The organism is Pseudomonas sp. sp1636 (assembly GCF_030376615.1).
GTDB lineage: Bacteria > Pseudomonadota > Gammaproteobacteria > Pseudomonadales > Pseudomonadaceae > Aquipseudomonas.
The window spans coordinates 164,109-184,257 of record NZ_JARRAB010000008.1; the positions used below are offsets into that span (position 1 = coordinate 164,109).

Below are 20,149 nucleotides of genomic sequence, written 5' to 3' on the forward strand. Positions count from 1 at the left end.
CTGACCGCTAAACGGCCATCAGATCCGCTTCTTTCTGCTTCACAGCCACTTCGATTTCCGCCACGAACTTGTCAGTCAGCTTCTGGACATCATCAGCAGCGCGACGCTCCTCGTCCTCGCTGATTTCTTTCTCCTTGACCAGATCCTTCAGCTGGCTCAAAGCGTCACGACGGATATTACGCACGGCAACGCGGCCATCCTCCGCGGCATCACGCGCCTGCTTGGTGAAGCCCTTACGGGTCTCCTCGGTCAGCGCCGGCATGGAAATCAGCAGCAGCTCGCCCAGGTTGGTCGGATTGAAGCCCAGACCGGAGCTCTGGATCGCCTTGTCGACGGCAGCCAGCATGTTGCGCTCGAACGCCACTACCTGGAGGGTGCGCGAATCCTTGACGGTCACGTTGGCAACCTGATTCAGAGGGGTGTCGGCGCCGTAATAAGGCACCATCACGCCACCCAGAATGCTGGGGTGAGCCTGACCGGTACGAATACGACTGAACGCATGGATCAGCGAATCCAGGCTCTTTTGCATGCGTTCCTGGGCGTCTTTCTTGATCTCGTTGATCATTTTTCACCTTCCTCGATCAGAGTACCTTCGGCGCCGCCCACCACGATATTCAGCAGGGCACCGGGTTTATTCATATTGAACACGCGCAGCGGCATCTGGTGATCGCGACACAAGCAGATGGCCGTCAGATCCATCACGCCGAGCTTGCGATCCAGCACTTCATCGTAAGTCAGACGATCGAATTTTTCCGCGTGCGGATCCTTGAACGGATCGGCAGTGTACACACCATCCACCTTGGTCGCCTTCAACACCACGTCGGCATCGATTTCGATGGCGCGCAGGCAAGCGGCCGAGTCGGTGGTGAAGAACGGATTGCCGGTGCCAGCGGCGAAAATCACCACCTCACCGGTTTTCAGATGCCGCAGCGCCTTGCGTCGGTCGTAGTGATCGGTCACGCCGACCATGGAGATCGCCGACATCACGATTGCCGGAATATTCGAGCGCTCCAGCGCATCGCGCATGGCCAGGGCATTCATCACGGTCGCCAGCATGCCCATATGGTCGCCGGTGACCCGATCCATCCCGGCCGCGGAGAGCGCCGCGCCACGAAACAGGTTGCCACCGCCGATGACCAGACCGACCTGCACGCCGATACCGACCAACTGGCCGACTTCCAGGGCCATGCGATCGAGCACCTTGGGGTCGATGCCGAAATCTTCCGAGCCCATCAGGGCCTCGCCGCTGAGTTTGAGCAGAATGCGTTTATAGCGCGGTTGACGACCACTCACCTGCTGAGCCATTACCAGTCTCTCCTGCGGCGTTTGAATTCTTTTCGAGCCTTGCGGCACGGATTGCTCGAGCACTTAGACAGCCCCAGAGCCATTGGTGCCACGCCCGCAACGACCGTGGCGAACTGCCACCGCCCCCCTGATTTGACAAAGAGGCCGCGCGCATAAGCGGGCAGCCTCTTCGGGGCGACAACTATAAAGCGTCTTACTGCTTGCTGGCAGCCAGTTGCGCGGCCACTTCTTCAGCGAAGTTGTCGACTGGCTTCTCGATGCCTTCGCCGACCTGGAAGCGCGTGAAGGAAACGATTTCTGCACCGCCCTTCTTGGCCAGAGCGCCGACCTTGATTTCCGGATCCTTGACGAAGGCTTGCTCAACCAGGCTGGCTTCGGCGAGGAACTTCTGGATACGACCGCCCACCATCTTCTCGACGATTTCAGCTGGCTTGCCTTTGATCTTGTCTTCGTTGAGGCTCATGAACACGGCTTTTTCGCGCTCGATCGCCTCTGCGGAAACTTCCGTCGGCAGCAGGAACTCCGGGTTGCTGGCAGCCACGTGCATGGCGATATCCTTGGCCAGCTCGGCGTCGCCGCCCTTCAGAACCACCACCACGCCGATCTTGTTACCGTGCAGGTAAGCATTGACCACGTCGCCTTCGACGCGGGCCAGGCGACGAATATTGACGTTCTCGCCCACTTTGGCCACCAGTGCTTCACGAACAGCTTCCTGAGCGGCAATCAGCGGCGCCGCGTCGGTCAGCTTGTCAGCAAAGGCTTTTTCCAGGCTGCTGTTGACGAAGTTCTTGAAGTCGTCCTGCAGAGCCAGGAAGTCGGTTTGCGAGTTGACTTCAAGGATCACGGCCGACTTGCCGTCTTCCGCAACCTTGACCGCGATAGCGCCTTCGGCAGCGATGTTGCCGGCTTTCTTGGCCGCTTTGATCGCGCCGGAAGCACGCATGTCATCAATGGCTTTCTCGATGTCGCCGCCAGCCTTGGTCAGGGCTTTCTTGCAATCCATCATGCCTTCGCCAGTGCGCTCACGCAGCTCCTTGACTAATGCCGCAGTAATCTCTGCCATTTCAAATTCCTCTTGGATAGGTCGTTAACCATTCCACCCGCCGGAACGGGCGATCAATTCTGTAACCACGCTGCAAGCCACTGCCTGAATTTGACGACAACAGGCTGACAATGGTTTTCAAAGTGGCAAAAAGGGGGCTTAGCCCCCTTTTTGCGCAGCGAGTAACGCTTGGCGCTTATCGCTTAGCCCTGAGCCGCTTCGGCTGCAGGAGCTGCCGGGGCTTGCTCGACGAATTCGTCGGCGCCGCCGGTGTTGGTGCGACCGCGCACTACCGCATCAGCCATGGCACCCATGTACAACTGGATGGCGCGAATGGCGTCGTCGTTACCCGGGATGATGTAGTCAACGCCTTCCGGGCTGCTGTTGGTATCGACCACGCCGATAACCGGGATACCCAGCTTATTGGCTTCGGTGATCGCAATGCGTTCGTGGTCGACGTCGATCACGAACAGAGCGTCCGGCAGACCGCCCATGTCCTTAATACCGCCCAGGCTGCGATCCAGTTTTTCCAGATCGCGGGTGCGCATCAGGGCTTCTTTCTTGGTCAGCTTGGCGAAAGTACCGTCCTGGGACTGAACTTCCAGATCGCGCAGACGCTTGATCGAAGCGCGGATGGTCTTGTAGTTGGTCAGCATGCCGCCCAACCAGCGATGATCGACGAACGGCGAACCGCAACGAGCTGCTTCTTGAGCAACGATCTTGCCAGCGGAACGCTTGGTGCCGACGAACAGAATCTTGTTTTTGCCCGAAGCCAGCTTCTCAACGAACGACAGCGCTTCGTTGAACATCGGCAGGGTTTTTTCAAGGTTGATGATGTGGATCTTGTTGCGCGCGCCGAAAATGTACTTGCCCATTTTCGGGTTCCAGTAACGGGTCTGGTGACCGAAGTGCACACCGGCCTTCAGCATATCGCGCATATTGACTTGGGACATGGTAGTTCCTTGATAAGTCGGGTTAGGCCTCCACGCATCCCGATTTCCAACCCCACGAACTTGTCGAAAGGCACCCAGGAAACCGTGTCGATACGTGTGTGGATTAAAGCTTCCAGGCATACAGCCCGTAAAGCGGCGCGTTTTATACCATAAAAGACAGGCACAAGCTACAAGCTTGAAAGCACACAACCAAGCAACCGCGCGCGCAGCTTATGGCTTGCAGCCCGAAGCTGCTAACATAGCCCTCTTTTCAGTCTGTGCCCGAGAGCCCATATGACCGTCACTATCAAGACGCCCGATGAAATCGAAAAAATGCGCGTAGCCGGCCGCCTGGCTGCCGACGTACTGGAAATGATCGGCGCACACGTCAAGCCCGGGGTCACCACTGAAGAGCTGGATCGCATCTGCCATGACTACATCGTCAATGTGCAGCAGGCCATCCCCGCGCCGCTCAACTACAAAGGCTTCCCCAAGTCGATCTGCACCTCGATCAACCATGTGGTCTGCCACGGCATCCCCAACGACAAGCCGTTGAAAGAAGGCGACGTGCTGAACATCGACATCACCGTGATCAAGGACGGCTACCACGGCGACACCAGCAAGATGTTCATGGTCGGCAAGGTGCCGGAATGGGCCGAACGCCTGGCCCAGATCACCCAGGAATGCATGTACAAAGGCATTCAACTGGTGCGTCCCGGCGCCCGCCTGGGCGACATCGGCGAAGTGATCCAGAAGCACGCCGAGAAGAACGGTTTCTCGGTGGTGCGCGAGTACTGCGGCCACGGCATTGGCGCGGTGTTCCATGAAGAGCCGCAGGTGCTGCACTACGGGCGTGCCGGCACTGGCCTGGAACTCAAGGAAGGCATGACCTTCACCATCGAGCCGATGATCAACCAGGGCCGCGCGGAAACTCGCCTGCTCGGCGATGGCTGGACCGCGATCACCAAGGATCGCAAGCTCTCGGCGCAGTGGGAGCACACCATCCTGGTCACCGCCGACGGCTACGAAATCTTCACCTTGCGCAGCGACGACACCATCGCCCGCACTTCGGCCTGATGATCGCCGCCCTTATAAAGGAAGATCGCCGCATGCCGCAGGTAGACTCCGAGCTGTTCGAGCGCGGGCAATTCCAGGCCGAGTTGGCACTCAAGGCCAGCCCCATCGGCGCCTTCAAGAAAGCCATCCGCCGCGCCCACGAGGTGCTCGATGCGCGCTTCAAGGAGGGCCGCGAGGTACGCCGACTGGTCGAGGATCGCGCCTGGTTCACCGACCAGATCTTGCGTGAAGCCTGGGATCGCCTGGAGTGGAGCGAGGATGCCGACATCGCCCTGCTGGCGGTAGGCGGCTATGGCCGTGGCGAACTGCACCCTTACTCGGATATCGACCTGCTGATCCTGCTCGACAGCGCCGACCACGAAACCTTCCGCGAGCCGATCGAGCGCTTCCTCACTCTGCTCTGGGACATCGGCCTGGAAGTCGGGCAAAGCGTGCGCTCGGTCGCCGAGTGCGCCGAAGAGGCCCGCGCCGACCTGACGGTGGTCACCAACCTGATGGAAAGCCGCACCATCGCCGGCCCCGAGCGCCTGCGCCAGCGCATGCAGGATGTCACCAGCACCGCGCAGATGTGGCCGAGCAAGCAGTTCTTCCTGGCCAAACGCAAAGAGCAGCGCGCCCGGCATGCCAAGTACAACGACACCGAATACAACCTCGAACCCAACGTCAAGGGCTCGCCGGGCGGCCTGCGCGATATCCAGACCATCCTCTGGGTCGCCCGCCGGCATTTCGGCACCCTGAATTTGCACGCCATGGTCGGCCAGGGCTTTCTCCTGGAAAGCGAATACGCCCTGCTGGTGTCCAGCCAGGAGTTTCTGTGGAAGGTACGCTACGCCCTGCACATGCTCGCCGGGCGTGCCGAAGACCGCTTGCTGTTCGATCACCAACGCGAGATCGCCCGCCTGCTGGGCTATGAAGACGGCAATGCCAAGCTGGCAATCGAACGCTTCATGCAGAAGTACTACCGCGTGGTGATGAGCATTGCCGAGCTGAGCGACCTGATCAAGCAGCACTTCGAGGAGGAAATCCTCCGCGCCGGGCAAAGCGGCCAGGCGCAACCGCTGAACAGCCGTTTCCAGCTGCGCGACGGCTATATCGAGGTCACTCACCCCAACGTCTTCAAGCGCACCCCTTTCGCCATTCTGGAAATCTTCGTGCTGATGGCCCAGCACCCCGAAATCAAGGGCGTGTGTGCCGACAGCATTCGCCTGCTGCGCGATCACCGCCACCTGATCGACGACGATTTCCGCAAGGACATCCGCAACACCAGCCTGTTCATCGAGCTGTTCAAGAGCCCGCAAGGCATCCACCGCAACCTGCGGCGGATGAACCGCTACGGCATTCTCGGGCGTTACTTGCCCGAGTTCGGGCATATCGTCGGGCAAATGCAGCACGACCTGTTCCACATCTATACGGTCGATGCGCACACCCTCAACCTGATCAAGCACCTGCGCAAATTCAAGTGGCCCGAGCTGGCCGAGAAATTCCCCCTGGCCAACAAGCTGATCGGCAAACTGCCCAAGCCCGAGTTGATCTACCTAGCCGGGCTTTACCATGACATCGGCAAGGGCCGCGGCGGCGACCATTCCGAGCTGGGCGCGGCGGACGCCGAAGCCTTCTGCGTGCGCCACCAGCTACCCAGCTGGGACAGCAAGCTGATCGTCTGGCTGGTGCAGAACCACCTGATGATGTCGACCACTGCCCAGCGCAAGGATTTGTCCGACCCCCAGGTGATCTTCGATTTCGCCCGCCTGGTGGGCGACCAGACGCGCCTGGATTACCTCTACGTGCTGACCGTGGCCGACATCAACGCCACCAACCCCAGCCTGTGGAACTCCTGGCGCGCCAGCCTGCTGCGCCAGCTCTACACCGAAACCAAGCGCGCCCTCAACCGTGGTCTGGAAAACCCGCTGGATCGCGAAGAACAGATTCGCCTGACCCAGAGCGCCGCCCTGGACATCCTGGTGCGCGGCGGCACCGATCCGGACGAAGCCGAACAGCTATGGTCGCAGCTCGGCGACGACTACTTCCTGCGCCACACCGCCGGCGACGTGGCCTGGCATGCCGAGGCGATCCTGCAGCACCCCTACGACGGCAATCCGCTGGTGTTGATCAAGGAAACCACCCAACGCGAATTCGAGGGCGGCACCCAGATCTTCATCTATGCCGCCGATCAGCACGACTTCTTCGCCGTGACCGTAGCCGCCATGGCCCAGCTCAACCTGAGCATCCACGACGCGCGGATTCTCACCTCGACCAGCCAGTTCACCCTCGACACCTACATAGTGCTGGAGGCCGACGGCAGCTCGATTGGCAATAACCCGGCGCGGATCAACAAGATCCGCCAGGGATTGATCGACGCCCTGAAAAACCCCGACGAATACCCGAGCATCATCCAACGCCGGGTACCGCGCCAGCTCAAGCATTTCGCCTTCGCGCCACGGGTGACCATCCACAACGACGCGCAGCGGCCGGTGACCATCCTCGAGCTGACCGCACCCGATAGGCCGGGCCTGCTGGCCAGGGTCGGACGGATCTTCCTCGATTTCGACCTGTCGCTGCAGAATGCCAAGATCGCCACCCTGGGCGAACGGGTCGAGGACATATTCTTCGTCACCGATGCCCACAATCAGCCGCTGTCCGACCCCGAACTCTGTCGTCGACTGCAGGAAACCATCATCGAGCAGCTCACGGACGCCAACGGGCAATCCACCGAGCCAAGCCGGATAACTATTTGATCGAGACAGCGGCAAGTCGAATCCCGTGCGGCTGCCGCTTGTAGTACCCAGGACAGAATAATGAACGACGCCTTGAACCAGCTGCAGCCCTACCCCTTCGAAAAGCTCCGCGCCTTGCTGGCCGGCGTCCAGCCGCCCAGCGACAAGCCGGCCATCGCCCTATCGATCGGCGAGCCCAAGCATCGCTCGCCGGCTTTCGTCGCCGAGGCGCTCAGCGCCAACCTGGAACAACTGGCGGTGTACCCCAGCACCCTGGGTATCCCGGCACTGCGTGAGGCCATCGCCAACTGGTGCAACCGGCGCTTCAACCTGCCGGCCGGCGCGCTCGACCCCGCGCACCAGGTACTGCCGGTCAACGGCACGCGCGAAGCCTTGTTCGCCTTTACCCAGACCGTGGTGGAGCGCAACAAGAACGGCCTGGTGGTCAGCCCCAACCCGTTCTACCAGATCTACGAAGGCGCGGCTCTGCTCGCCGGCGCCCAGCCGCACTACCTGGCGTGCCTGCAAGAACACGGTTTCAACCCGGATTTCGACGCGGTGCCGGCCGAAGTGTGGCAGCGCTGCCAGATCCTCTTCCTCTGCTCGCCGGGCAACCCGACCGGCGCGCTGATTCCGCTGGCCACCCTGAAGCAGCTGATCCAGTTGGCCGATGAGTACGATTTCGTCATCGCCGCCGACGAGTGCTACAGCGAGCTGTATTTCGACGAACAGCAGCCGCCCGCCGGCCTGCTGACCGCCTGCGCCGAACTGGGCCGCAACGACTTCAAGCGCTGCGTGGTGTTCCACAGCCTGTCCAAGCGCTCCAACCTGCCGGGCCTGCGCTCGGGCTTCGTCGCCGGCGACGCCGCCATATTGAAATCTTTTCTGCTGTACCGTACCTACCACGGCTGCGCCATGCCGGTGCCAACCCAGCTGGCCAGCATCGCCGCCTGGAACGACGAGCAACACGTCCAAGCCAATCGCGCGCTGTACCGCGAGAAGTTCGCCGCCGTGCTGGCGATTCTCGACGGCGTGCTCGATGTACAGCGCCCGGATGGCGGTTTCTACCTGTGGGCGAAAACCCCGCTGGACGACCAGAGCTTCACCCGCGAACTGTTCGCCCGCGAACACGTCACCGTGGTGCCCGGCTCCTACCTGTCGCGCAGTGTCGACGGGGTGAACCCGGGCGCCAATCGCGTGCGCATGGCCCTGGTCGCGCCTTTGGCCGAGTGCGTGGAAGCCGCCGAGCGCATTCGCACCTTTGTGAAGAGCCTGTAACCATGAGCACAACCCTCTACGGCATCAAAGCCTGCGACACCATGAAGAAAGCCCGCACCTGGCTCGACCAGCACGGGGTAAGCTACGTCTTTCATGATTACAAAGCCGCTGGCATCGACCGCGAGAGCCTGGACAAGTGGTGCAACGAACACGGTTGGCAATCCATTCTCAACCGTGCCGGCACCACCTTCCGCAAACTGGACGAGGCGCACAAAGCCGACCTCGACCAGAACAAGGCGATCGAGCTGATGCTCGCCCAGCCGTCGATGATCAAGCGCCCGCTGCTGGATCTCGGCAACCAGACCCTAGTTGGTTTCAAGCCCGAGCGTTATGCCGCCGAACTGGCCTGAACAACCCCCATTGAATTCGCGTTTAAGGAAAGCAACATGACCACGACCCTCTTCAGCCTGGCCTTCGGCGTCGGCACCCAAAACCGTCAAAACACCTGGCTGGAAGTCTTCTACGCCCAACCACTGCTCAACCCAGCCGCCGAGCTGGTGGCCAAAGCCGCCGAAAAACTCGGCTACCGCGGTGGCAACCAGGCGATTGGCTTCACCACCCAGCAAGCCGGCGACTTGGCCGAAGCCCTGAAAGGCGTGGACGCCGCTCAAGCCAAGTTGCTGACTCGCCTGGCCGAGAGCCACCAGCCGCTGGTGGCTACTTTTCTCGCCGAAGATCTGCCCCTGAGCAGCACCCCCGAGGCCTACCTCAAGCTGCACCTGCTGTCCCATCGCCTGGTCAAGCCGCACGGCCTGAACCTGACCGGGATCTTCCCGCTGCTGCCGAACGTGGCCTGGACCAGCCAGGGCGCCATCGACCTGAGCGAGCTGGGCGAGCGGCAACTGGAAGCGCGCCTGCGCAGCGAACTGCTGGAGGTCTTCTCGGTGGACAAGTTCCCGAAAATGACCGACTACGTGGTGCCGAGCGGGGTGCGCATCGCCGACACCGCTCGCGTCCGCCTGGGGGCCTACATCGGTGAAGGCACCACCGTGATGCACGAGGGCTTCGTCAACTTCAATGCCGGCACCGCAGGCCCGGGCATGATCGAAGGCCGTGTCTCCGCCGGCGTATTCGTCGGCAAGGGCTCGGATCTGGGCGGCGGCTGCTCGACCATGGGCACCCTGTCCGGCGGCGGCAACCTGGTGATTTCGGTCGGCGAAGGCTGCCTGATCGGCGCCAACGCCGGCATCGGCATCCCCCTCGGCGACCGCAACACCGTGGAGTCCGGCCTGTACATCACCGCCGGCACCAAGGTGGCGCTGCTCGATGGCCAGAACCAGCTGGTCAAGGTGCTCAAGGCGCGCGAACTGGCCGGCCAGCCGGATCTGCTGTTCCGCCGTAACTCGCAAACCGGCACCGTGGAATGCAAGACCCACAAGTCGGCCATCGAGCTCAACGAAGCCCTGCACGCGCATAATTGATCCGAGTAGGGTGCGCCGCGCAGCACCTGGTGCGCACGGCGCACCCTACGGACGCCCCGCACCATCGGGTGAACCCATGTCCCTGATTTCCCCCTGGCGCGCCGACTTTCCCGGCATCCTGACCCTCGACGGCGAAGGCCAGACTTACCTGGACAGCGCCGCCACCGCGCAAAAGCCGCAGGCCATGCTCGATGCCCTGCTCGGCTATTACGCCGGCGGTGCGGCCAATGTGCATCGGGCCCAGCACTTGCCGGGCGAGCGGGCGACCCGCGCCTTCGAAAGCAGTCGCGACAAGGTCGCACGCTGGCTGAATGCGCCAGACTCGGCGCAGATCCTCTTTACCCGCAGCGCCACCGAAGCCTTCAATTTGCTGGCCTATGGCCTGGAGCATGAGTTGCAGGCCGGCGACCAGATCGTCGTCAGCGCCCTGGAACACCACGCCAACCTGCTGCCCTGGCAGCAGCTGGCCCTGCGCCGCCAGCTCGAACTGGTCGTGCTGCCGCTGGATGAGAGCGGCCTGATCGACCTCGAACGAGCCGCCGACCTGATCGGCCCACGCACCCGCGTGCTGGCGCTCAGCCAGTTGTCCAATGTGCTCGGCTGCTGGCAGCCGCTGAGCGAACTGCTGGCCCTGGGCCAAGCCCAGGGCGCGCTGACTGTGGTCGATGGCGCCCAGGGCGTGGTGCATGGCCGCCATGACGTCGAGACCCTGGGCTGCGATTTCTACCTCTGCTCCAGCCACAAGCTCTACGGGCCGGACGGCGTCGGCCTGCTCTATGGCCGCAAACCGGCGCTGCAGCGCCTCAAGCACTGGCAGTTCGGCGGAGAAATGGTACGTATCGCGGATTACCAACACGCCGAGTTTCGCGGCGCGCCGCTGGGGTTCGAGGCCGGCACGCCGCCGATTGCCGGCGTCATCGCCCTGGGCGCCAGCCTGGACTACCTGACCGCGCTGGACGCCGCCGCCGTGGCCAGCCACGAGGCCGCGCTGCATGCCCGGCTGCTCAGCGGCCTCACTGCGCGCGCCGGTGTTCGGCTACTGGGCGCGCCCAGGGTGGCGCTGGCCAGCTTCGTGGTTGAGGGCGTGCACAATGCCGACCTCGCCCACCTGCTCACCGAGCAGGGCATCGCCGTGCGCGCCGGCCATCACTGCGCCATGCCATTGTTGAAAAGCTTCGGCCTGGCCGGTGCGATTCGCGTCTCCCTCGGCCTGTACAACGACGGCGCCGACCTCGAGCGCTTCTTCGCCGCGCTGGATCAGGCCCTGGAGCTGCTGCGATGAGCCTGCCCGCCTGCGCCGCGCAAGCGCTGGCCGCCTTCGGCCAATGCCCCGGCTGGGAACAGCGCGCGCGTTTGCTGATGCAGTGGGGCGAGCGCCTGCCCGCCCTGAGCGACGCGGAGCGCTGCGAGGCCAATCGCGTGCACGGCTGCGAAAGCCAGGTCTGGCTGGTCGCCGAACAACGGGATCAATGCTGGCAGTTTCGCGCCAGCAGCGATGCGCGCCTGCTGCGCGGGCTGCTGGCGCTGTTGCTGGCCCGGGTCAACGGCCTGAGCGGCACCGAACTGAGCGGAATCGACCTGGCCGACTGGTTCGCCCAACTCGGCCTGGCGCGTCACCTCTCGCCCTCGCGCAGCAATGGCCTGAATGCGGTGTTGCAGCGCATGCGCGAACTGGCCCTCAGCCCCGCCTGAGTCGCGAGCCGGGCGCAGGCGTCAAGCCTCGTTGGCCCGCTCGGCCGGCCGGCGCGCCCCGGCCACCAGTTTCTCCACGGTCTTGGCCACGGCGACCATGCCGAAGCTGGCGGTGACCATCATCGCCGCGCCGAAACCGCCGGCGCAGTCGAGCTTGACCCCGTCGCCGACAAAGCCCTTGTCCTGGCACACGCTGCCGTCCGGCTTGGGGTAGCGCAGCTGTTCGCTGGAGAACACGCAGGGCACGCTGTAGTTGCGCCCCGCCGTGCGCGAGAAGTTGTAGTCGCGGCGCAGGGTCGAGCGCACCTTGGCGGCCAGCGGATCGTTCCAGGTCTTGTTCAGGTCGCCGACCTGGATCTGCGTCGGGTCGATCTGCCCGCCGGCGCCGCCGGTGGTGACCACCTGGATCTTGCGCCGCTTGCACCAGGAGATCAGCGCCGCCTTGGCGTTGACGCTGTCGATGCAATCGATCACCGCGTCGAGTTGTTCGGTGATGTGCTCGGCCATGGTTTCGCGGGTGACGAAATCCGCCACCGCATGCACCACGCAGGCGGGGTTGATCGCCCGGATGCGCGCCGCCATGACCGCGACCTTGGCCTGGCCGACCGTAGCGTCCAACGCCTGGATCTGCCGGTTGGTGTTGCTGATGCAGACATCGTCCAGGTCGAACAGCGAAATCTCGCCGACCCCCGAGCGCGCCAACGCCTCGGCCGCCCAGGAACCGACGCCGCCGATCCCGACCACCGCGACATGCGCCGCGGCCAGGCGTTCGGCGCCCTCGCGACCGTACAGGCGGGCAATTCCAGCAAAGCGTTGTGCGTCGAATGTCATCTCATCACCTCGCGCCCGGGATGGGGCAGGCGCGCATTATAGGAAGCCTGCGGCCGCCACCCAAGAGCGACTTCTGCACCAGGCAGCTATTCGGCCGCCGAGCCGGCACGTGCGCGGCGCCCCGCTCGTCGTTGGCGAACTGTCGCGTTGCCCTTCAACTCTACCGCCCAGACGTCCACAGCCCTCTAAATACGGGGCCTGCGGGTGCTATACAGGCGCTCGGCCGGAGAGTAGGATGCGCGCCACCCGGCGTTCGCCGGTTCCGCTCCGTTCTCTTCTTCGGAACTCGAAACGCTATGCCTTCGCGCAAGTTTGGACTCAACCTCGTCGTGGTCGTGGCGATTGCCGCGCTGTGCGCCGGCGCCTGGGCGCTGGTCAACCGGCCAGTGAGCGCGCCGGACTGGCCGGAGCAGATTTCCGGCTACTCCTTCTCGCCCTTCCGTGCGGGTCAGGATCCCCAAGACGGCAGCTACCCGAGCGATGCGCAGATCCGCGCCGACCTGGAGTTGCTGACCAGCCAGACCGACAACATCCGCACCTACTCGGTGGAAGGCAGCCTGGCCGATATCCCGCGCCTGGCTGAGGAGTTCGGCCTGCGCGTGACCCTCGGGGTATGGATAAGCAGCGACCAGCAACGCAACGAACGCGAGATCGCCAAGGCCATCGAGTTGGCCAACCGCGAGCGCAGCATCATCCGCGTGGTGGTGGGCAACGAGGCACTGTTCCGCCATGAGGTCACCGTCGAGCAACTGAGTGCCTACCTCGACCGGGTGCGCGCCGCGGTCAAGGTGCCGGTGACCACCTCCGAGCAGTGGCACATCTGGGAAGAAAATCCGCAACTGGCCAAGCATGTCGACCTGATCGCCGCGCACATCCTGCCCTACTGGGAACTCATGCCGATGGAGGAGTCGACCCAGTTCGTCCTCGACCGGGCGAAGGCCCTCAAGCACCTGTTCCCGAAGAAACCGCTGCTGCTGTCCGAGGTGGGCTGGCCGAGCAACGGGCGCATGCGCGGCGGCGCCGATGCATCACCAGCCAACCAGGCGATCTACCTGCGCACCCTGGTCAGCGCGCTAAATGCCAAGGGCTACAACTACTTCGTCATCGAGGCCTTCGACCAACCCTGGAAAGCCGACGAGGAAGGCGCAGTCGGAGCCTACTGGGGCGTCTACAACCTCGAGCGGCAGGCCAAGTTCGCCTTCGACGGCCCGGTGGTGGCGATCCCCGCCTGGCGCCTGCTCGCCGTCGCCTCGGTGATCCTGGCGTTGCTCGCGCTGGCCCTGCTGCTGATCGACGGCAGCGCCCTGCGCCAGCGCGGGCGCACCTTCCTGACCTTCGTCGCCTTCGCCGGCGGCTCGCTGCTGGTATGGATCGGCTACGACTACAGCCAGCAGTACAGCACCTGGTTCGGCCTGACCGTGGGCGGCCTGCTCGGCCTCGGCGCGCTCGGCGTGTTCATCGTGCTGCTCACCGAGGCCCATGAGCTGGCCGAAGCGGTATGGACGCGCGACCGCCGCCGGCCGTTCCCGCCAGTCACCACGGAACTGGCCTACCGGCCCAAGGTCTCGGTGCACGTGCCCTGCTACAACGAGCCGGCGGAGATGGTCAAACAGACTCTCGACGCCTTGGCCCGCCTGGATTACCCGGACTTCGAAGTGCTGGTGATCGACAACAACACCCAGGATCCGGCCGTGTGGCAGCCGGTGCAGGCGCATTGCGCCAGACTCGGCCCACGCTTCAAGTTCTTCCACGTCGCGCCGCTGGCCGGCTTCAAGGGCGGCGCACTGAACCATGTGATGCAATACACCGCCGCCGATGTCGAGGTGATCGCGGTGATCGACTCCGACTACTGCGTCGACCCGAACTGGCTCAAGCACATGGTGCCGCACTTCGCCGACCCGAAAATCGCCGTGGTGCAGTCGCCACAGGATTACCGCGACCAGCAGCAGAGCACCTTCAAACGGCTGTGCTATGCCGAGTACAAGGGCTTCTTCCATATCGGCATGATCACCCGCAACGAGCGCGACGCGATCATCCAGCACGGCACCATGACCATGACCCGGCGCTCGGTGCTGGACGAGCTGAAGTGGGCCGACTGGTGCATCACCGAAGACGCCGAACTGGGTCTGCGGATCTTCGAGAAGGGCCTGTCCGCCGCCTACCTGGAAAACAGCTACGGCAAGGGCCTGATGCCGGACACCTTCATCGACTTCAAGAAGCAGCGCTTCCGCTGGGCCTATGGCGCCATCCAGATCATGAAACGCCATGCCCACAGCTTGCTGTGGGGCAAGGATCGCCAACTGAGCCGCGGTCAACGCTATCACTTCATCGCCGGCTGGCTGCCGTGGATCGCCGACGGCCTGAACATCTTCTTCACCATTGGCGCGCTGCTCTGGTCGGCAGCAATGATCATCGTGCCCAACCGCGTCGATCCGCCGCTGCTGATCTTCGCCCTGCCGCCGCTTGCCCTGTTCCTGTTCAAGCTGGGCAAGATCCTGTTCCTCTACCGGCGTGCGGTCGGCGTCACCCTCAAGGATGCGTTCAGCGCCGCCCTGGCGGGCCTGGCACTGTCGCACACGATCGCCAAGGCGGTGCTGTATGGCTTCTGCACCAGCAGCATTCCGTTCTTCCGCACGCCGAAGATGCGCAGCCGCCACGGCCTGCTGCTGGCCCTGACGGAAGCCCGCGAAGAAGTGTTCGTCCTGTTTCTGCTGTGGGGCGCCGCCGCCGGCATTGCCCTGGTCCAGGGCATGCCCAGCCCGGACGTGATGTTCTGGGTGGCCACGCTGCTGGTGCAGTCGCTGCCCTACCTGGCGGCCCTGATCATGGCCCTGCTGTCGTCGCTACCGGCCCCCCGGCCGCAGTCGCTCGAACAGCCGGCCAGGGTCTGAACGATAATCGGGAAACGGCCTGACGGCGGCCAAGGGCCGCCGTTTTGCTTTAAGATGGCGGCCTTTCCGCTTGATGCCGCTCTGGAGCCGCAATGACTGCCCCCGCCCCGACCCTGACGCCCACCCTGGAGCTCGCTTGCGAGCTGATTCGCCGCCCGTCCGTCACCCCGGTCGACGAAGGCTGCCAGGAACTGATGATGCGCCGCCTCAGCGCCCTCGGTTTCCAGATCGAAGCCATGCGCATCGAGGAAGTGGAGAACTTCTGGGCCAGCCATGGCCAGCAGGACGGCCCGGTGCTGTGCTTCGCCGGGCATACCGACGTGGTGCCGACCGGCCCGCTGCAGGCCTGGCAGCACCAGCCGTTCGACGCCTTGATCGACGAACAGGGCATGCTCTGCGGGCGCGGCGCCGCCGACATGAAGGGCAGCCTGGCGGCGATGATCGTCGCCGTCGAGCGCTTCGTCGCCGACCACCCGCAGCATCGAGGCCGCATCGCCTTCCTCATCACCAGCGACGAAGAAGGCCCGGCCCAGCACGGCACCAAGGCCGTGGTCGAACGCCTGGCCGCGCGCGGCGAACGCCTCGACTGGTGCATCGTCGGCGAACCCTCGAGCACTTCTCTGGTCGGCGACACGGTCAAGAACGGCCGCCGCGGCTCGCTCGGCGCCAAGCTGACGGTACGCGGCGTGCAGGGCCACGTGGCCTACCCGCAGCTGGCGAAGAACCCGATCCACCTGGCCGCCCCGGCGCTGGCCGAGCTGGCCGCCGAGCACTGGGACGACGGCAATGCCTTCTTCCCGCCGACCAGCTTCCAGATCTCCAACCTGAATGCCGGCACCGGCACCACCAACGTGATCCCCGGCGAACTGCAGGCGATCTTCAACTTCCGTTTCTCCACCGAATCCACGGTCGAAGGCTTGCAGCACAGGGTCAATGCGATCCTCGACCAGCACGGCCTGGACTACCACGTGGAGTGGGCCTTGTCCGGCCTGCCGTTCCTCACCGAACCCGGCACCCTGCTCGACGCGGTGGCGGCCAGCATCAAAAGCGTGACCGGTCGCGAAACCACGCCCTCGACCAGCGGCGGCACCTCCGATGGGCGCTTTATCGCCACCCTGGGCACCCAGGTGGTCGAGCTCGGCCCGGTCAACGCCACCATCCACCAGATCAATGAGCGGGTGCTGGCCAGCGATCTGGAGGTGCTGACCGAGATTTACTATCAGACCCTGGTCAAGCTGCTGACATGAGCCTGACCTGCCCCCTCTGCCAGGGCGCCTTGAGCGCCGTCGACAACGGCGTGGCCTGCCCGGCCGGGCATCGTTTCGACCGCGCGCGCCAGGGCTACCTAAACCTGCTGCCGGTGCAGCACAAGAACAGCCGCGATCCGGGCGACAACGCCGCCATGGTCGAGGCGCGCCGGCGCTTTCTCGATGGCGGCCACTACGCGCCGCTGGCCAGGCGCCTGGCCGAACTGGCCGCGGGCTACGCGCCCGCGCGCTGGCTGGATATCGGCTGCGGCGAAGGTTATTACAGCGCGCAGCTGGCCGACGCCCTGCCCGCGGCCGACGGCTATGCCCTGGATATCTCCCGCGAGGCGATCAAGCGTGGCTGCAAGCGTTCGCCGCAGCTGACCTGGCTGGTCGCCAGCATGGCCCGGGTGCCGCTGGCCGACGCCAGTTGCCAACTGCTCGCCAGCGTGTTCAGCCCGCTCGACTGGCAGGAAGCCAAACGCCTGCTCGCCCCCGGCGGCGGCCTGCTGCGCATGGGCCCGAGCCGCGAACACCTGATGCAACTGCGGCAGAAGCTGTATGACGAAGTCCGCGACTACGACGAGCAGAAGCACCTCGAACTGATTCCCGCGGGCATGCGCCTGGCCCACAGCGAGACCCTGAGCTTTGCCCTGCAGCTGAGCAGCAGCGAGGCCCGCGCCGACCTGCTGGCGATGACCCCCCACGGCTGGCGCGCCAGCGCCGAACGGCGCGCCGCGGTGATCGCCGAACCCTTAGAGGTGACGGTTGCCATACGCTACGATTGGATCGAGCGCACAGGCCATTGAAAAACTACTGCGCTCGACTATGCCGCGTTGGGATCAGGCCAAAAATGCTCATGTACAGCTGTACACTCCGCTTTCTGGCCTGATCCCGCCTTGCCTAGCCTTCGCTCGCTACGTTTTTCAAACGGCCTACCAAGCCCCCGAAAACAGAGAATGACCATGCGCCAACCGGATATCGAGATTTACCTGAAAGATGCCGACCACCACGCCATCGCCGCCTGGCTGAGCGAAGCGCTCGGCCCTTGCACGCCCTGGCAGCAGAAAGGCCAGACCTTCAAGTGCCTGGCCGGCGACGTGCCGGTGACCTGGCTGCCGAAGGCCGTCGGCAAATGGCACAGCCTCTACCTGGAAAGCGCCGCCAGCCCCTGGGCAGACGACCTGGCCTGCGCCCAGGCGGCCTTTGCCGCGCTCGGCGTCGAAGTACGCTGCGCCCCGGGCGGCTGGCAGGAAGAGGAAAACGACGAACAAGCCGACCGCTGGATGCGCATCAGCGCCGATGGCGTCGAGGAAATCACCTGGCGCACCGGCTGAGGCGGGCCACTGGCCAGAACCGCCGGAGCCGGCGCGTCAGGGGCTATGGCGTGATCCGGCTGGCGGTCAGCTTGCGCGCCGGCGCCAGTGGCCGAGTCGTCACGCTAAAGTCGGTAATTTCGATCAGGCCGCGGCCCTGGCCCAGCAGGTGGAAGGAAAAGGCCTTGCGCGCCTGCCGGTTGTCGAAGCTGAACTTCAGGTCAATCGGCGCGCTGCGTGTCAGCAACGGCAATGACGGCATGGCCGGCCCGTCATCCCGATCGTACTCCTTGGTCTTGAGCTGCAATTGCACCCCTTGTTCGTTCAGATCCAGCGCGCGCACCTTGAGGTGCACGCTGGTTCGCGAATCTGACGGCATTTCCAGGTACTGGGCACCGACCAGATTGCCGGTCCAGTCGTCCAGCACCCGCTCATGCAACTTAACCCGGTCGCGATTGGCGAACTGGAAGCGCTGACCGAGCTGGCTGCTCAGTAACGAGTGATCCAGCAGCGTGGCGCGCCGGGCGATCGACTCGGCTTGCGCACCGCCGAAGCGGCCGAGATAGCGTGCGCTGTCGGCGATGAAACCCTCACTGGCATAGCGCCGGCAGACCTGCTGGAAATCGCACTCGATGAACAGTCCCTTGCCATCATGCTGGCGCAGCATGCCGTTGGTGTACGACATGATTTCGCGGCCGCTGGGGTAGTCGCGAAACAGCGAGCGACCGGAAATGTTCGCCGGCAGCGGCAGGGCAAAGTAGTCGAGTACCGACGCGGTCAAGTCGACATGGCCATAGACGCCGGTTTTCATGGCCGGCAGTTGCGCCTGCTCCGGCGCGAACACCAGATTCAGACCCCAGGCCGAGGCCAGGCGCACGCCCTCCAGGCCATGGGATTCGTCGGAGGTGACAATCACCAGGGTGTCCTTGAATACCCCTTGGCGGTCGAGGGCGCCGAGGAAGCGGTCGAGGGCATCGTCCAGGTAGCCGACGGCGGCCTGCTTAGGATCCGCATAGCGGGCCAGGTAAGCATCCGGGGCGGCATAGGGCTGATGGGTGCCCACGGTCATCAGGGTGAGCATCCAGGGTTGCTGGCGGCGCCGCAGTTGCGCCACATAGCTCAGCACGCCATCGAAGTAGGCTTGGTCGTCCATGCCCCAGGCGAATTCCATCGTGGCCGGGTTGTGGAACCATTCGCGGCCGTGGGTTTCGCTGAAGCCCATGTGCGGCATGATTTTGTCCTTGGCCATGAACTGCAGGCCGGCGCCCTGGAGAAAGTGCGTGCCGAACCCTTGGGCGCGCAACTGCGCCGGCAGGCATTGCTGATTGCGTTGCTTGTTGTTGAGCAACTCGACGCCCTTGGGCGTGCCGGTGTCGAGCTTGCTGTAATCGCCGCAGAGCATGGCGTACAGGCCACGAATGGTTTGGTGACTGTGCAGCACATAGTCCGGGGTGGTCATGGCGCGCTCGGCCCAGCGGCTGAGCTTGGGCATCAGGTTTTCCTGATAGCGACTGTGCAGGGCGCGGCGGTTGCGCTCGATGTAGGCACCGGGAATGCCCTCCAGGGTGACGATCAGGACATTGCGCGCCTTGCCCCCAGCCGCCAGCAGCGGCGTACCCGCAAGGTCGAGCCGGCTGAGCCCGGCAATGTCGACCGGGGCCTCGACCGGGCTGTCGTCCAGCCAGCGGCGCAGACGCAGATCGCCGGCGCTGAGCGCGGCGGCCAGCAGCTTGTGCGGCAAGTTGTATTGACGCCACTCGTCGGCCTCGCTGGGCAACCCAATAGTCAGCCCGCCGTGGCCCGCGAGCAGCAACAGCGGTAGCGCAGGGGCGTAGCGCCAGGCCAGGGTCGATTTGCGCGGAGCACGCCGCGCCGACAGCAGGTAAACCAGCAGCCCCACGGCCATGACCACGGCCAGGAGCGGGTGACTGATGCCGCCGCCTGCGGTGGACTGACTGAGAAATTGCCGATCGCCCAGATAATGCAGGTCGGCGGAATCGGGCATGCGCCCCACCGCACCGATCAACTCGGCCGAGCCAAGGCTCAGGGCGCACCAGAGAACCAGCAGCGGCAGACAGATCCACCGCGGGCAAGGCCGCAACAGCAGCAGCAGGAGGCCGCCGATGGCGAGATCCGAGGTGTAGCCGCGCAGATCCGACCAACCCAACAGGTAACGGCTGGCCAGGGGAATAGCCAGCAACAACAGGCTGAGCGCAAAGGTGACGCTGACAGACGGCAGCCGAGGACTGAAAGTGCGCACAGGGACTCCTCGAGTGGGAGTGCGTTATTAAATGCAGGCGCACATGATAATGAAATTACGCGGCAGTCATCAGACTGAAACGTCGGAGCGGCAGACGCCAGGCGCCGAGGTGCGCGCACGCACTTCGAGCAGCACCGCGGGAA

Annotated in this window: 17 protein-coding genes; 11 read left to right on the plus strand and 6 right to left on the minus strand. The window is 64.2% G+C overall.

Features of this window, described 5'->3' with window-relative positions; translation table 11 throughout:
* Positions 1-7 precede the first annotated feature (7 nt).
* From frr to rpsB, 4 genes are all read right to left on the minus strand, one after another.
* Positions 8-565, minus strand: a complete 558-nt coding sequence (gene frr, locus P8H27_RS10415) for a ribosome recycling factor (RefSeq protein WP_289637279.1) — start codon at positions 563-565, stop codon at positions 8-10.
* Complete coding sequence (pyrH, locus tag P8H27_RS10420; RefSeq protein ID WP_289637280.1) at positions 562-1,305, minus strand: UMP kinase; 744 nt, start codon at positions 1,303-1,305, stop codon at positions 562-564. Before pyrH ends, frr begins: the two co-directional genes overlap by 4 nt.
* 193 nt (positions 1,306-1,498) lie before the next feature.
* Complete coding sequence (gene tsf, locus P8H27_RS10425; RefSeq protein WP_289637282.1) at positions 1,499-2,368, minus strand: translation elongation factor Ts; 870 nt, start codon at positions 2,366-2,368, stop codon at positions 1,499-1,501.
* A 182-nt stretch (positions 2,369-2,550) separates the two neighbouring features.
* On the minus strand, positions 2,551-3,300 hold the full coding sequence (gene rpsB, locus P8H27_RS10430) for a 30S ribosomal protein S2 (protein WP_289637283.1): 750 nt from the start codon (positions 3,298-3,300) through the stop codon (positions 2,551-2,553).
* A 273-nt stretch (positions 3,301-3,573) separates the two neighbouring features.
* Between rpsB and map the strand changes: the two genes are divergently transcribed.
* The 7 genes from map (at position 3,574) to P8H27_RS10465 (ending at position 11,461) form a co-directional block, all read left to right on the plus strand.
* Positions 3,574-4,356 carry a type I methionyl aminopeptidase gene (gene map / locus P8H27_RS10435; protein ID WP_289637284.1) on the plus strand — a complete coding sequence of 261 codons (783 nt, stop codon included), beginning with the start codon at positions 3,574-3,576 and terminating at the stop codon, positions 4,354-4,356.
* 32 nt (positions 4,357-4,388) lie between these two features.
* Entirely contained in the window at positions 4,389-7,091 is a 2,703-nt protein-coding gene (locus P8H27_RS10440; RefSeq protein WP_289637286.1) for a [protein-PII] uridylyltransferase, read from the plus strand.
* Between the two features lie 60 nt (positions 7,092-7,151).
* Positions 7,152-8,348: a succinyldiaminopimelate transaminase gene (gene dapC, locus P8H27_RS10445; RefSeq protein WP_289637288.1), complete on the plus strand. Its 1,197-nt coding sequence runs from the start codon at positions 7,152-7,154 to the stop codon at positions 8,346-8,348.
* A 2-nt stretch (positions 8,349-8,350) separates the two neighbouring features.
* The gene (locus P8H27_RS10450) at positions 8,351-8,698 is read left to right on the plus strand and encodes an ArsC family reductase (protein ID WP_289637290.1); all 348 of its coding nucleotides are present in this window, start codon (positions 8,351-8,353) and stop codon (positions 8,696-8,698) included.
* 36 nt (positions 8,699-8,734) lie between these two features.
* Entirely contained in the window at positions 8,735-9,769 is a 1,035-nt protein-coding gene (gene dapD, locus P8H27_RS10455; protein ID WP_289637291.1) for a 2,3,4,5-tetrahydropyridine-2,6-dicarboxylate N-succinyltransferase, read from the plus strand.
* A gap of 76 nt (positions 9,770-9,845) precedes the next feature.
* On the plus strand, positions 9,846-11,051 hold the full coding sequence (locus tag P8H27_RS10460) for an aminotransferase class V-fold PLP-dependent enzyme (protein WP_289637293.1): 1,206 nt from the start codon (positions 9,846-9,848) through the stop codon (positions 11,049-11,051).
* Positions 11,048-11,461 carry a SufE family protein gene (locus P8H27_RS10465; protein WP_289637295.1) on the plus strand — a complete coding sequence of 138 codons (414 nt, stop codon included), beginning with the start codon at positions 11,048-11,050 and terminating at the stop codon, positions 11,459-11,461. The genes P8H27_RS10460 and P8H27_RS10465 overlap by 4 nt, the downstream gene beginning before the upstream one ends.
* Before the next feature lie 21 nt (positions 11,462-11,482).
* On the opposite strand, the gene tcdA is transcribed toward P8H27_RS10465, so the two are convergent.
* Positions 11,483-12,292, minus strand: a complete 810-nt coding sequence (gene tcdA / locus P8H27_RS10470; protein ID WP_289637297.1) for a tRNA cyclic N6-threonylcarbamoyladenosine(37) synthase TcdA — start codon at positions 12,290-12,292, stop codon at positions 11,483-11,485.
* Between the two features lie 296 nt (positions 12,293-12,588).
* On the opposite strand from tcdA, the gene P8H27_RS10475 reads away from it, so the two are divergent.
* From P8H27_RS10475 to P8H27_RS10490, 4 genes are all read left to right on the plus strand, one after another.
* On the plus strand, positions 12,589-15,183 hold the full coding sequence (locus P8H27_RS10475) for a glycosyltransferase (protein ID WP_289637298.1): 2,595 nt from the start codon (positions 12,589-12,591) through the stop codon (positions 15,181-15,183).
* 92 nt (positions 15,184-15,275) lie between these two features.
* On the plus strand, positions 15,276-16,430 hold the full coding sequence (gene dapE / locus P8H27_RS10480; RefSeq protein ID WP_289637299.1) for a succinyl-diaminopimelate desuccinylase: 1,155 nt from the start codon (positions 15,276-15,278) through the stop codon (positions 16,428-16,430).
* Positions 16,427-17,239 carry a putative RNA methyltransferase gene (locus P8H27_RS10485; protein ID WP_289637301.1) on the plus strand — a complete coding sequence of 271 codons (813 nt, stop codon included), beginning with the start codon at positions 16,427-16,429 and terminating at the stop codon, positions 17,237-17,239. Before dapE ends, P8H27_RS10485 begins: the two co-directional genes overlap by 4 nt.
* 156 nt (positions 17,240-17,395) lie before the next feature.
* Positions 17,396-17,767 (plus strand): hypothetical protein, encoded by a 372-nt coding sequence (locus P8H27_RS10490; RefSeq protein WP_289637303.1) that lies wholly within the window; start codon positions 17,396-17,398, stop codon positions 17,765-17,767.
* A 43-nt stretch (positions 17,768-17,810) separates the two neighbouring features.
* Here the strand turns inward: P8H27_RS10490 and P8H27_RS10495 are convergent, their stop codons facing one another.
* Positions 17,811-20,006, minus strand: a complete 2,196-nt coding sequence (locus P8H27_RS10495; protein WP_289637305.1) for an LTA synthase family protein — start codon at positions 20,004-20,006, stop codon at positions 17,811-17,813.
* Positions 20,007-20,149 lie beyond the last annotated feature (143 nt).